The organism is Vagococcus fluvialis, assembly GCF_003337315.1.
Classification (GTDB): Bacteria; Bacillota; Bacilli; order Lactobacillales; family Vagococcaceae; genus Vagococcus; species Vagococcus fluvialis.
On sequence record NZ_QPJV01000003.1, the window covers coordinates 146,022 to 158,646 of the forward strand.

14 protein-coding genes are annotated in these 12,625 nt (G+C 32.9%); 12 read left to right on the top strand and 2 right to left on the bottom strand.

Annotated elements, in window-relative coordinates; genetic code table 11:
* The first annotated feature begins 79 nt into the window (after positions 1 to 79).
* On the top strand, positions 80 to 430 hold the full coding sequence (acpS, locus tag DFR54_RS04410) for a holo-ACP synthase (protein ID WP_114289082.1): 351 nt from the start codon (positions 80 to 82) through the stop codon (positions 428 to 430).
* Between the two features lie 27 nt (positions 431 to 457).
* On the opposite strand, the gene DFR54_RS04415 is transcribed toward acpS, so the two are convergent.
* Entirely contained in the window at positions 458 to 853 is a 396-nt protein-coding gene (locus DFR54_RS04415) for a hypothetical protein (protein WP_114289083.1), read from the bottom strand.
* 115 nt (positions 854 to 968) lie between these two features.
* On the opposite strand from DFR54_RS04415, the gene DFR54_RS04420 reads away from it, so the two are divergent.
* The 6 genes from DFR54_RS04420 to DFR54_RS04445 all read left to right on the top strand — a co-directional run bounded on the left by DFR54_RS04420 (position 969) and on the right by DFR54_RS04445 (position 5,787).
* On the top strand, positions 969 to 2,669 hold the full coding sequence (locus DFR54_RS04420) for a patatin-like phospholipase family protein (RefSeq protein ID WP_114289084.1): 1,701 nt from the start codon (positions 969 to 971) through the stop codon (positions 2,667 to 2,669).
* A gap of 3 nt (positions 2,670 to 2,672) precedes the next feature.
* Positions 2,673 to 2,891, top strand: a complete 219-nt coding sequence (locus tag DFR54_RS04425; protein ID WP_086340958.1) for a YdbC family protein — start codon at positions 2,673 to 2,675, stop codon at positions 2,889 to 2,891.
* A 10-nt stretch (positions 2,892 to 2,901) separates the two neighbouring features.
* Positions 2,902 to 3,786 carry a YicC/YloC family endoribonuclease gene (locus tag DFR54_RS04430; protein WP_114289085.1) on the top strand — a complete coding sequence of 295 codons (885 nt, stop codon included), beginning with the start codon at positions 2,902 to 2,904 and terminating at the stop codon, positions 3,784 to 3,786.
* A 102-nt stretch (positions 3,787 to 3,888) separates the two neighbouring features.
* Positions 3,889 to 4,503, top strand: a complete 615-nt coding sequence (gene gmk / locus DFR54_RS04435; RefSeq protein ID WP_086340960.1) for a guanylate kinase — start codon at positions 3,889 to 3,891, stop codon at positions 4,501 to 4,503.
* Positions 4,504 to 4,815, top strand: a complete 312-nt coding sequence (gene rpoZ / locus DFR54_RS04440) for a DNA-directed RNA polymerase subunit omega (RefSeq protein WP_086340961.1) — start codon at positions 4,504 to 4,506, stop codon at positions 4,813 to 4,815. It abuts the gene before it with no gap.
* A gap of 99 nt (positions 4,816 to 4,914) precedes the next feature.
* Positions 4,915 to 5,787: a PhzF family phenazine biosynthesis protein gene (locus DFR54_RS04445; RefSeq protein ID WP_114289086.1), complete on the top strand. Its 873-nt coding sequence runs from the start codon at positions 4,915 to 4,917 to the stop codon at positions 5,785 to 5,787.
* Between the two features lie 37 nt (positions 5,788 to 5,824).
* Here the strand turns inward: DFR54_RS04445 and DFR54_RS04450 are convergent, their stop codons facing one another.
* The gene (locus DFR54_RS04450; protein ID WP_086340963.1) at positions 5,825 to 6,529 is read right to left on the bottom strand and encodes a TIGR00266 family protein; all 705 of its coding nucleotides are present in this window, start codon (positions 6,527 to 6,529) and stop codon (positions 5,825 to 5,827) included.
* Between the two features lie 141 nt (positions 6,530 to 6,670).
* Here DFR54_RS04450 and DFR54_RS04455 point away from each other — a divergent pair, with 141 nt between their 5' ends.
* The 5 genes from DFR54_RS04455 (at position 6,671) to rsmB (ending at position 12,602) form a co-directional block, all read left to right on the top strand.
* Positions 6,671 to 7,267 carry a class I SAM-dependent methyltransferase gene (locus DFR54_RS04455; protein WP_114289087.1) on the top strand — a complete coding sequence of 199 codons (597 nt, stop codon included), beginning with the start codon at positions 6,671 to 6,673 and terminating at the stop codon, positions 7,265 to 7,267.
* A gap of 111 nt (positions 7,268 to 7,378) precedes the next feature.
* A complete protein-coding gene (gene priA, locus DFR54_RS04460; protein ID WP_114289088.1) occupies positions 7,379 to 9,799 on the top strand; it encodes a primosomal protein N' in 2,421 nt (806 codons plus the stop codon).
* Positions 9,800 to 9,813: 14 nt separating this feature from the next.
* Positions 9,814 to 10,305, top strand: a complete 492-nt coding sequence (gene def / locus DFR54_RS04465) for a peptide deformylase (protein WP_167799525.1) — start codon at positions 9,814 to 9,816, stop codon at positions 10,303 to 10,305.
* Positions 10,298 to 11,239, top strand: a complete 942-nt coding sequence (gene fmt, locus DFR54_RS04470; RefSeq protein WP_114289089.1) for a methionyl-tRNA formyltransferase — start codon at positions 10,298 to 10,300, stop codon at positions 11,237 to 11,239. Before def ends, fmt begins: the two co-directional genes overlap by 8 nt.
* Complete coding sequence (gene rsmB / locus DFR54_RS04475) at positions 11,196 to 12,602, top strand: 16S rRNA (cytosine(967)-C(5))-methyltransferase RsmB (protein WP_114289090.1); 1,407 nt, start codon at positions 11,196 to 11,198, stop codon at positions 12,600 to 12,602. Before fmt ends, rsmB begins: the two co-directional genes overlap by 44 nt.
* The last annotated feature ends 23 nt before the right edge of the window (positions 12,603 to 12,625 follow it).

The window sequence follows — 12,625 nt, forward strand, 5'->3', positions numbered from 1 at the left end:
AAAAGCTAATACTTTTGGTATTGGCTTTTTTTATTTATTAACCGTATAATTAATAACAAAGAAGTTTAAGGAGAAGCAGATGATTATTGGAATTGGCGTTGATATTGTGGAATTAGATCGAATTAAAGAAATTATTAAAAATAATCCTAAATTTATTAATAGAGTCCTCACTGAAAATGAAAAAGATGTCTTTGAGACACTAGGTGAAAGAAGACAAGTGGAGTATTTTGGTGGTAGGTTTGCGTGTAAAGAAGCTTTTTCAAAAGCGTATGGCACAGGAATTGGAAAAATCCAATTAAAAGATATTGAAATTTTAAATGAAGAAAATGGTCGTCCAGTTATTGAAACAAAAGTTTTTAATGGCAATATTCACGTATCAATCTCACATACAGATAAAATAGCGATTGCTCAAGTGATATTAGAAGAATAAAAAAAGTAACAAAATCAATTGATTTTGTTACTTTCTAGATGTTTTCAGGCTATTCACATTATGATTAATCACTGAAATTTTTTTAATATTTTTCGCAGAAATCATGCGAACTTGATTGTTCTTCTGAAGTTTAATAACGAGAGCTTCAGGGTTGTCAGCATGCTGATAAATGCGGCCTACTAATGTTTCGAATCGATCTGTAGCTTTAGCTTGAAGATCGTCTCTATATTGGATAACTACAATGCTTTTTTGAGCAATGGCTTGATTGATTTGTTGGAAAATATGATTAGTCTGTTTTTCTTGCTCAGAATCAGAGTCAATAAAAGAAGCTAAAAAACGTTGTGATGATTGAGAAATAAAACGTGTAAATTTTTTAACACTATTTTCTGGTTCTGGTTTGATTGATCGGCTACTACTAACCATTTTTTTGCCTCCCCTTTAAATCCTTACCATCTTATTATACGAATAGGGTTCCCCTTAGTCAAATGATTAGTGAAAATAGCTTGTTTTTTTAAGTAAAAAATAAAGGAGAAACTATATGTTTAAAGAATTATACCCTTCTGATATAACTCAGCTAAACTTTGATCATAGTGAGCAGTGGGTTCCTTTTTTTGAAACGCCTAAATTAGCAATTGAAAATTTAAGCCAAAATATTGTTAAATTGGAAGACGATACATACTTTTATGGATGTCTTGAAAAACATAAAATAATAAAACTATTTCATGTTTCTGTTATTAATCAAGCATTGGTTGTGCATAATATTATTCAATTAATTACAAATGAGGGTGATTTGAATAGTCATGTTTACTTGATTCATTTAGCTAAAAAACATCGCTTGGAAAAAATAGTCCTTAGTTTAAAAAAACAAACTAGTAATATTGATACTAGATTAACTAGTAAAGGTTATTTTTATGAAGAAGAACATGGTTATAGTTATCAACTTGAATACAATACAGGTTTAGTTCTTGGCGGTGGAGGTGCTAAGGGAGCTTATCAAATAGGTGTTTGGCATGCTTTAGTGGAACTTGGGATAAAATATACGATGATTAGTGGAACGTCTGTAGGAGCTTTAAATGGTGGTCTGATTTTACAAGGGGATTTAGAGCAAGCCGAAAAAATGTGGCAAAAAATTACAACAGATCAAATCCTTTTAGTTTCAGATATGGGAGAACGTCAAGATTATTCTATTAATCAGGTGTTAAAAGAATGGCGAGAGTTAACATCTATTGCTATCCAATCAAAAGGGATTAGTACAGCACCTCTATTAAATTTAATTAGGGAAGTCACAGATTCAGAAAAAATTATATCTAAAGACATGGATTTTTTTATTGTGACTACTGCGACTCCTTCGATGACTGAAACTGTTGTGTCTTTAAAGGATATGACAGAGGAAACCTTTCCTCTATGGTTACTTGCTTCTGCATCACTTTTTCCGGCAATGGCACCTTGTTTAATTGATGAAACTTATTATATTGATGGCTGCTATTGTAATAATTTGCCAAAAGATATTTTGATTGATAATGGAGCTAGTGAACTGATTATTTGTGATGTTAAAGGGACGGGTGTCATTAAACGAATCAAAACACCAAATGATATAACAGAGATAACATTAAGAAGTCCTTGGACCTTAGGGGACGTTTTATTATTCGATGGTAATCGTTCAAGCTGGAATATGTCTTTAGGTTATTTAGAGACAATGAAAAGTTTTGGACATTTTAAAGGAGAGAAATACACCTTTAAAAAAGAAAAATTTAAAAAGAGCGGTTTAACATTAAGTCGTGAATTTTTCAAATTTTTAAGTGATATTCCTGAATTTGAAGAATGGTATCAAAAGAAAACGACATTAAAAAAATGGGATTGGTTACAAAAAAATAATCAAATACCTGAAATTATTTCAATTAAATTATTGGAAAGTTTAGCTGAAAAAGTTAGTATTGAACCTATTCAAGTTTATGAAATTGAAGAATTAATTGAGTTGTTAATTGAAAAAACGCAAGCTGGTTTATTGTTATCTGATGAGATTAGTACGAATCAAATGATGAAATCAATAGGTGAATTGTTGTCTAATTATGTTCGTCTAAGATCACCTTTAACAGATTATCAGTTAATGATGTATTATTATCGTTACTTTAAAAGGGAGAGTTATAGTAACAAAGAGTTTTTTGGATTTTTAATGGATGTTTCTTGGATGAATGGTTTAGAAGCATTATTTTTAATATTTTTAGAAAAGAGGAAATAATAAATGGCACAAGAGTTTTCATATGAAATTGTAGAAGAGATTGCAGTTCTTTCAGAAAATCCAAAGGGATGGACAAAAGAATTAAACTTAGTCAGCTGGAATGGTCGCCCGCCAAAATTTGATTTAAGAGATTGGGCGCCAGGGCATGAAAAAATGGGTAAAGGCATTACATTATCTAATGAAGAATTTGATATTTTACGTAACACATTAAAACAAATGTAGGTGAAAATAGATGAAAAGTATGACAGGTTATGGTAAAAGTACGTGCTTAAAAGAGAATTACCAAATTATTGTAGAAATTAAATCAGTTAATCATAGATTTTTAGATACAGTTATTAGAATGCCAAGAGAATTTAATGCTGTTGAAATGAAATTAAAAAATATGACTAAAAAATATTTGAATCGTGGCCGAGTAGAATGTTTTGTGACTGTCAAAAAAGAAACAGATGCTTACCAAACAATGGAAATTAAATGGGGCTTACTAGATAAACTAGTTAAAGAGCTTGATGAGGCTGAGGAAACAAGATACGCTGATTACCATTTTTCAGCTAAAAAAATCTTATCTGGAGCTATTAATCATCCGGCTTTATTTGAAGTTGTTGAAAGTGATGAAGTGGATGAGCAATTAGAAATTGATTTACTAACAACTTTTGAAGAAGCTGTGAGAGCTTTAGATAAAAGCCGTTTAGAAGAAGGGACAGGTATTAAAGAGTATTTTGTCACATATAAAAAAGAAATCGAATCAGCAGTAGAAAAAATTCGAGGGCAAGCAGAAATTTTTGAAGCAGAGCATCAAGAAAAACTAGAGAAAAAAGTAATGGACTTAGTCGGAGACAAAATAGATGAACCTAGAATTTTAACAGAAGTAGCCTTGTTAATTGAAAAAGGGGATATTAATGAAGAGATAGATAGATTAATCCTACATTTGAAAAAATTTGAAAGTCTTATTCAAAACGAGGCTAGTATTGGTAAAGAGTTAGACTTTTTAATTCAGGAAATGAACCGAGAAGTAAATACAATTGGTTCTAAATCGACAACGATTGCTATTAAGGAACAAGTAGTTTTCCTTAAAACAGTGATTGAAAAAATAAGAGAACAAGTCCAAAATATTGAATAATCACGATTTTTCTTGATTTTTTAATGAAAGAGACCTTGCAAATTTTCTTTCCAGAGTGCATTATAATAGATAAAACTAAAAAATTATGGAAAGGAAGACACCATGTCAGAACGAGGGTTACTAATAGTATTGTCAGGTCCATCAGGCGTTGGTAAAGGCACAGTACGAAAAGCAATATTTGAAAGTGAAGGCAATGAGTTTGAATATTCTATTTCAATGACAACTCGAAAAATGAGAGAAGGGGAAGTAGAAGGACTGGATTATTTCTTTCGTTCAAGAGAAGAATTTGAGGCGTTAATTCAAGCTGGTAAAATGCTGGAATATGCTGAGTATGTAGGCAATTACTACGGCACACCCTTAGATTATGTGAATCAAACATTAGATGAAGGCAAGGATGTCTTTTTAGAAATAGAAGTACAAGGCGCTATGAAGGTTAAAGAGCAAGTGCCAGACGGCGTGTTTATCTTCTTAACACCACCAGATTTTGATGAATTAAAATCAAGAATTGTTAACCGTGGAACAGATGATTTAGCAGTTATTGATGAGCGAATGAAAGTGGCTCGTGAAGAAGTTGAAATGATGCGTCATTATGATTATGCTGTTGTTAATGATAAAGTAGAGTTAGCAGTAGATCGTATTAAAAAAATTATTGAAAGCGAGCATTACCGAGTTGACCGTGTTATTGATCGCTATGAAAAAATGTTAAAGGAGTTTTAAATTATGTTAAATCCATCAATTGATAAGTTATTAGAACAAGTAGACTCAAAATATTCTTTGGTTATTTTATCAAGTAAAAGAGCTCACGAATTAGATTTAGGTGCTCAACCAATGATTGAAGAAGACAAATTTGTTTCAGTTAAAAACGTAGGCCGTGGTTTAGAAGAAATCGCTAATGGTGACGTAGTGATTGATCCAAATCCAGAATTAAAAAGAGAATTAGCAAGACGTCAAGAAGAAGAGCGTAAAGCGTTGAAAAAACGTGAACACCAAGAATTGGAAGCTCGCGTACAAATGGACCGCAAAATGTAAAAAAATAAGGTCGAAGCTACTTCTGTAACAGCATTTATAGAAATTAAGGGAGTGTGACTTACTAGAGTCACGCTCTTTTTTTAAGGAGGAATTAAGCTTATGACTAAAAGAAAGTGTGATGTTTTAAGAATTGATGTTTTTACAGAAACTCCTGAAAAGGGAAACCCAGCAGGACTTGTTTTAAATGGAGATGATTTTACAGACAAAGAGATGCAACAAATTGCCAAAGAGGCTAATTTTAATGAAACAGTTTTTGTTTGTTCTAGTCAGATAGCTGACTTGAGGTTACGTTTTTTTATGCCTTTAAAAGAAACTGAATTATGTGGACATGGAACAATAGGAGCTATCTATCAACTTTATCAAGGTAAAGCAAGTCAAGAGATAACTGTGGAAACATTAGCAGGAATTTTGGAAGTTAGTTATGATAAAAGTAAAAATGAAGTGACGATGAAGCAAAATCATGCTATTTTTAAAGATTTTTCAAGTGACAAATTAGAACTTTGTCAATTATTAACGATTGAAATAGACGATTTGTCAGATGAGTTGCCTGTTATTTATGGTAATACAGGTGTTTGGACGCTACTCGTTCCTGTTAAAAATGAAGCTATCTTAGACAAAATGATTCCACGCACAAAAGAGTTTCCCAACGTGTTAAAAGAATTTCCAAACGCGTCGATTCATCCCATTGTGATTTTATCAGAAATAGAAGCTAGCGCTCGTCATTTTTCTGGCTTTGGATCAGGAAGTATAGAGGACTCTGTCACAGGAACAGCATCAGGAGTAATGGGAGCGTATTTACTTAAGTATTTATTTAATGAAAAAAATCAGTTGGAGTTATTAGTTCATCAAGGAAAACATCTTAATCAAGAAGGTGTGGTTAAAGTTAGAGCTTCTAAAAATGAATTGAAAACTTATGAAGTTAAAATATCTGGCAAAGCTTGTCTGAATGGTAAACTAACTATTACAATATAAAAAAGAGGTGACTTAAAGGTCAACCTCTTTCTTTAGCTTAATTAGAACTACCATTATTCATAAAAGGGGATAAGATACCAGCTAATGATTGAATATTTCTTGTTTGGATTAAAACTTTTCCAGAACCTGTAAATCGGTTAACAAGTCCTTCTCCTGTTTTGAAACCAAACATACCAGAAGCAACTTCAATAGAGTAATTTAAGGAATCCTCCCATGCGACTACATGAGTGTTATCAATAATAAAATCTTTTGAACCATCTAAATCTAACTCAACAATATCTCCGTAGCTACTAACAAGTAAACTGCCATGACCAAGGGATTCCATAACGAAAAGTCCACCAGTACCTGCAAATAAAGCTTTCCCCACACTTTGTTTAACCATGTTGTAAGAAACAGTATCATCACATGCCAGAAAGACACCAGTGTTTAAACGCCAATGAGTTTTGCCAACAACTAATTCTCGAATAGCACCTATTGTTCCTGGCGCAATTGCAATCTTCGAACCATCTTCATTACTAGTCGCATGAGAAATATAAAAACTTTCACCACTTGTCATAGAACGACCAACAGCACTAAAAAAGCCACCAACACCACTTTTTCCATTACTATTCATTTTTCCTTCTAAAGAAATCTGCCCGTGATGATAAACCATAGAACCATGTTCTATTTTAATTTCTTCACCTTTGTCTAAAGTAACTTCTACAAGAGGAAATGCAGTTCCTTCTGTTAATGTGTATTTCATGAAATCCCACCTTTTTTATTTATCATATCATGAAGGATTTTTTTATGAAAGAAATGCTTTAAAAAAAGTGTCCTAATTGGAGTCGTTCATAGCTATCTGTTATACTAGTGAGACTATAAAAAGAGAAAGTAGGCTTGTTACTTGACTGAAAATTTATTCGATAACATTGCTAAAAAATATGATTCAGAAAAGCAGATTCATTTAGCTAAAAAAATTCAAGATAAAGTGAAAAGTAAGCTTCAAGAAACATCAGATAAGGTGTTATTAGATTATGGCAGTGGAACTGGATTGGTTAGTTTAGATTTAGCTGACTCAGTTAAAGAACTTTATTTAGTAGATGCTTCAAAAGAGATGACAGAAATTACTAGTCAAAAGATTAAACAAAAAGAACTAAGGAATGCTAAAGCTTTAGAAGCAAATTTATTAACAACGGAACTACCCTTTAAGGCTGATATTATTTTGATTTCATTGGTGTTACTACATGTGCCAGAAACCCAAAACTTTCTAGCTAAATTAAAGAATCAGTTAAATGCTGATGGGAAATTGTTAATCGTTGATTTTGATTTAAATGAAAAAATTACGGATAAACGAGTTCACAATGGATTTGAAAAAAACTATTTAAAAGAAGTACTAGAGGGAATTGGTTTTACTGATGTTTTATCAGAAACCTTTTACGAAGGCGAAAAGTTATTTATGAATCAAGATGCAAGTCTTTGTTTAACAGTAGCAAGAAACTAAAAAGATACGAGTGAGTATCTTTTTTATTTTGTTAAATAGCTGAACTAAAGAGAAGACAGACAAACGCCCGATTTTTTAGTACAATAAAGCAGATAAGAAAGGATGGATTAGATGTTTATTATTGCAGATGTTATTGTAGACGTACCGACTATGCAGACCGATCAACCTTTCAGTTATATAGTTCCTGAAAATTTAAAAGAAGTAATCGCTATTGGGATGAGAGTGGAAGTTCCCTTTGGTAATGGTAATCGTCACATCCAAGGATTTATTGTTGGTTTGAGAGAAACAATGGAAGTAGAACAGCAACTAAAACCAATTATTAGTGTTTTGGATTTACACCCAGTTTTAAATACCGAATTATTAGCACTTGCTGATGAGATGAAAGAGACAACTTATTCTTTTAAAATAACGTGTCTTCAAACGATGTTACCAAGTGTTATGCGCTCGACTTACAAAAAAATAATTACTCAAGTGACAGATGATATTCCAAGTCATATCATAGATGATTTATTTTTAGGTTTAGCTGAAATTGATTGGGAAGATGCTAAGGAGTCGCCGCTTTTTCCAGAGTTACTCCGTTTAAAAGAATCAGGGAAAGTTGATATTCGTTATGAAGTAAATACAAAAAATAAAGTTAAAACAAAACGTGTCATTAAAAAGAATATGACCAATGAGCTACTTTTAGTAGAACGAGAAAGTATCCGTAAAAATGCGACTCAGAAATTACGTTTATTAGCTTTTTTACTTGAAATTGAAGAGGAAGAATTTGGTGTCACTGAATTAATTGAAAACTTTGAAATTGCTAGAAGTGCGATTAATGATGGTGAGAAAAATGGCTGGTTAGTGATTGAAGAACGTGAAGTGTACCGTGATCCTTATGCCTTACACAACTTTAAACCAGACAGTGCTTTAATATTAAACGCTGAACAACAAAGAGCGTTAGATGAAATTCAGTCATCTATGGATCAACAAAAACCAGATGTCTTTTTACTTGAGGGAGTTACTGGTAGTGGAAAAACAGAAGTTTACTTACAAGCTATTGCTCATGCCTTAGAAAAACAGCAAACTGCCATTATGTTAGTGCCAGAAATTTCTCTAACACCTCAAACAGTTACTCGTTTTAAAAAACGTTTTGGAAGTGAAGTAGCAGTTTTACACAGTGGCTTATCACAAGGAGAAAAGTACGATGAGTGGCGTAAAATAGAACGCAAAGAAGCTAAAGTTGTCGTCGGAGCAAGGTCTGCTGTGTTTGCTCCTTTAGAAAATATTGGTTTGATTGTCATTGATGAAGAACATGAAGGTAGCTACAAACAAGATGAGTCACCTCGTTACCATGCGAAAGATTTAGCTATTTGGCGAGGAGAGTACCACAAATGTCCAATTGTTTTAGGAAGTGCTACCCCGTCTTTAGAAGCACGAGCAAGGGCTCAAAAAAATATCTATCAACTGCTACCGTTAAAAGAGCGAGCTGTAAGTAAAGCATCTTTACCAGATGTTCAAGTGGTAGACATGAGAGAGTCGATGAAATATGTAACTAGTCAAAGTTTCTCACCTATTTTATTAGAAAAAATAAAAGACCGCCTAGAGAAAAAAGAGCAAGTTGTTTTAATGTTAAATCGCCGTGGATATTCTTCTTTTGTGATGTGCCGAGATTGTGGTTTTGTTTTACCCTGTCCTAACTGTGATATCTCTTTAACGCTTCATATGGATAATAAGCAAATGAAATGTCATTACTGTGGTCATGAGGAAAATATTCCTTATCGTTGTTCTGTTTGTGATGGAGATAAAATCAGATATTACGGTACAGGTACGCAAAAAGTAGAAGAAGAATTAAAAGAGATGTTACCACAAGCTAATATCATTCGAATGGATGTTGACACCACTCGTAAAAAAGGAAGTCATGAAAGACTACTTAAACAATTTGGTAGCGGAGAAGCTGATATTTTACTTGGTACTCAAATGATTGCTAAAGGTTTAGATTTTCCCAATGTAACCTTAGTAGGTGTGTTAAATGCTGATACAGCTCTTAACTTACCAGACTTTAGATCTAGTGAAAAAACTTTCCAATTGTTAACTCAAGTAAGTGGACGAGCTGGACGCGGGGATAAAAAAGGTGAAGTCTTAATTCAGACCTTTAACCCCACACATTATGCAATTCAATTAGCAAAAGCCCAAGATTATGAAGCTTTTTATCAACAAGAGATGAAAATTCGTCATCGTGGTAACTACCCACCATTCTTTTTTACAACCCAACTTGTTGTCAGTCACGAGGAAGAGCATTTAGCAGCTAAAAAAATGTATGAGATAGTAGCTTTCTTGAAGAACTATTTATCCAATCAAGCCATACTTTTAGGTCCGACACCAAAATCTGTTGCGCGAATTAATAAAAGATATTATTATCAAACAGTTATTAAATATAAAAACGAAGCCAACCTATCTCAGGGGTTAAAACAAATTTTAGAAGAATCACAAAAAGAAATAAGAAATGGTCTACGAATTAGTATTGACCAAGAACCACAACACTTTATATAGAAAGTAGGATACCTATGAGAAAAATTATTAAATATCCTCATATTGCCTTAACACAACCAACTAAAAAAGTGAAAGAAATTGATGATGAATTAATTATTTTACTAGATGAAATGCATGAAATAATCAAAAAAGAGGATGCGATTGGCATTGCGGCTAATCAACTAGGTGTTTTAAAGCGTGTCTGCGTTGTTGAATTAGATGAAGAAACAGGTCTATTTGAAATGATTAATCCAGAAATAGTTAAACACTCAGGTAAATCAATAGATATCGAAGGTTGTTTAAGTTTTCCAGATGTGTATGGAACCGTTGAAAGATATGAAGAAGTAACCATTCGTTATGTAGACCGTGATGGTTATGAAATGGAAGTTGATGCGACAGATTATTTAGCAAGAGCTTTCCAACATGAGATTGAACATTTAGATGGTAAAGTCTTTACAGATAAAATTATTGAAACAATTGCCCCAGAAAATTTAGCAACATTTATGGAGGAAAACGGTTATGACTAAAATTATTTTTATGGGTACCCCTGGCTTTTCAGTGCCAATCTTAAATGGTTTAGTAGCTGAGGGGTATGATGTCTTACGTGTTGTCACACAACCCGATCGACCAGTGGGAAGAAAAAAAGTATTAACCCCACCACCTGTTAAGGAAGCAGCATTAGAGCATGGAATTAAAGTATTGCAGCCTGAAAAAATCAGTGGCTCACCTGAAATGGAAGAAATTATTTCTCTTAATCCTGACTTAATCGTAACAGCGGCTTTTGGACAATTTTTACCAGAAACCTTACTAAAAGCACCAAAACTTGGCGCAATTAATGTCCATGCGTCATTACTACCGAAATATCGAGGAGGTGCACCTGTTCATTACTCAATTATTAAAGGAGATAGTGAAACAGGTGTTACTATTATGAGAATGGTGAAAAAAATGGATGCAGGAGACATGTTAAGTCAAAAAGCTATTCCGATTTCAAAAACGGATGATGTAGGAAGTATGTTTGATAAATTAAGTTTATTAGGAAAAGACATGTTACTTGAGATGCTACCTGAGTTTATTGCAGGTAATATTAAAGAAATACCTCAAGATGAGACTTTAGTAACTTATTCACCAAATATCACTCGTGAAGAAGAACAAATCGATTGGAATAAAACAAGTGAGTTAATTGATTGCCAAGTTAGAGGAATGCGACCTTGGCCAGTTGCTTTTACAACATACCAAGAAACAAGAGTTAAACTATGGGATACAACGCCACTTGATGAAACAACGACAAAAGCACCAGGAACAATTATTAAGATTAATAAAAAGAACTTTTTAGTTGCTTGTGGTGAAGGAACTGTTCTTCAAATTAATGACTTACAACCAGCTGGTAAAGGACGATTAAAAGCTGTTGAATATTTAAATGGTGTTGGTAGAACAATGGAAGAAGGGCATATCTTTGAATAAAAATAGAAAATTACCAAGAAAAGTCTATGAATCGCCTCGTTTGGCAGCTTTGGAATTGTTAGTTCAAGTTTCAGAAGAAAATGCTTATTCGAATTTATTATTAAAATCATATATGACAAAACACCGCTTGTCAGATAAAGACGCAAGACTTATGACAGAGATTGTTTATGGGACGATTAGTCGTAGAATAACTTTAGAATATGGTTTAACAGATTTTGTAGAAGACACATCAAAAATTGAAAATTGGGTGAAAGAATTACTTCTACTATCAATGTATCAAATGGAATACTTAGATAAAGTACCTGTTTATAGTGTTATTAGTGAAGCTGTAGAAATCGCTAAAGCAAAAGGAAATCAAGGGATTGCAAGATATGTTAATGGTGTTTTACGTAGTGTTCAAAGACAAGGCCCAAGACCAACAAGTGAGATTAAAAATCGTTTGAAACACCTATCAACAGAAATTAGTTTACCTAAATGGTTAACCAAAAAATTAGTTGATGATATTGGTTATGAAGAGACTGAAAAGCTTGGTTTTTCCTTACTTGAAGCAAGTCATGTGAGTGCTAGAGTCGATACAAGAAAAATAAGTTTAGACAAAGCGATTGAAAAACTACAAGGTGAAGGAATCGATGCTAGAAGAAGTTTAGTATCACCTTTTGGAGTAGTTGCAGATAAAGGTTTTTTAGCAGGTAGCACTTTATTTAAAGAAGGCTTGTTAACAATTCAAGATGAAAGTTCTATGTTAGTTGCTCCAAGTATGCAAATTAAAGAAGACTCTAAAGTGTTAGATGTTTGTGCAGCACCAGGTGGAAAAACAATGCATATTGCTACCTTTTTAGAAGAAGAAAAAGGTGGAGAGGTTACAGCTTTAGATATTTATGACCATAAAATTAAGTTAATTGAAGAAAATGCTGAACGTTTAGGTGTTTCAAATGTCGTTCAAACTAAATTACTTGATGCTAGAGAAGTTGTCACACATTTTGAAGACGATAGTTTTGACCGAATTTTAGTAGATGCTCCTTGTTCTGGATTAGGATTATTACGTAGAAAACCAGATATTAAATACAGTAAAAGTAAAGAAGACTTTGTAGAACTTCAAAAAATCCAATTGGAAATTTTAGAAAGTGTTGTTACAAAAGTTAAAGAGTGGGGTATAATAACCTATAGTACGTGTACCATTACTTCAGAAGAAAACAAAGAAGTAATAGATATTTTCTTAGAAAAACATCCAAATTTTGAAAAAATTGATTTGGTGGGTGTTGAAAATGTAGCAGCTAGTTACAAAGATAAAATGCTACAAATTTATCCACATCAATATCAAACAGACGGCTTTTTCATTTGTTCATTACAAAGAAAAGCTTAAGGGATTGAATGAAGGGGTGACAA

Bases quoted from the DNA above. Each gene is read 5' to 3' on its own strand.
- acpS (WP_114289082.1), top strand. From the start codon at position 80: ATGATTATTGGAATTGGCGTTGATATTGTGGAATTAGATCGAATTAAA.
- DFR54_RS04425 (WP_086340958.1), top strand. From the start codon at position 2,673: ATGGCACAAGAGTTTTCATATGAAATTGTAGAAGAGATTGCAGTTCTT.
- DFR54_RS04445 (WP_114289086.1), top strand. From the start codon at position 4,915: ATGACTAAAAGAAAGTGTGATGTTTTAAGAATTGATGTTTTTACAGAA.
- gmk (WP_086340960.1), top strand. From the start codon at position 3,889: ATGTCAGAACGAGGGTTACTAATAGTATTGTCAGGTCCATCAGGCGTT.
- DFR54_RS04430 (WP_114289085.1), top strand. From the start codon at position 2,902: ATGAAAAGTATGACAGGTTATGGTAAAAGTACGTGCTTAAAAGAGAAT.
- def (WP_167799525.1), top strand. From the start codon at position 9,814: ATGAGAAAAATTATTAAATATCCTCATATTGCCTTAACACAACCAACT.
- DFR54_RS04450 (WP_086340963.1), bottom strand. From the start codon at position 6,529: ATGAAATACACATTAACAGAAGGAACTGCATTTCCTCTTGTAGAAGTT.
- fmt (WP_114289089.1), top strand. From the start codon at position 10,298: ATGACTAAAATTATTTTTATGGGTACCCCTGGCTTTTCAGTGCCAATC.
- priA (WP_114289088.1), top strand. From the start codon at position 7,379: ATGTTTATTATTGCAGATGTTATTGTAGACGTACCGACTATGCAGACC.
- DFR54_RS04420 (WP_114289084.1), top strand. From the start codon at position 969: ATGTTTAAAGAATTATACCCTTCTGATATAACTCAGCTAAACTTTGAT.
- rsmB (WP_114289090.1), top strand. From the start codon at position 11,196: ATGGTGTTGGTAGAACAATGGAAGAAGGGCATATCTTTGAATAAAAAT.
- DFR54_RS04415 (WP_114289083.1), bottom strand. From the start codon at position 853: ATGGTTAGTAGTAGCCGATCAATCAAACCAGAACCAGAAAATAGTGTT.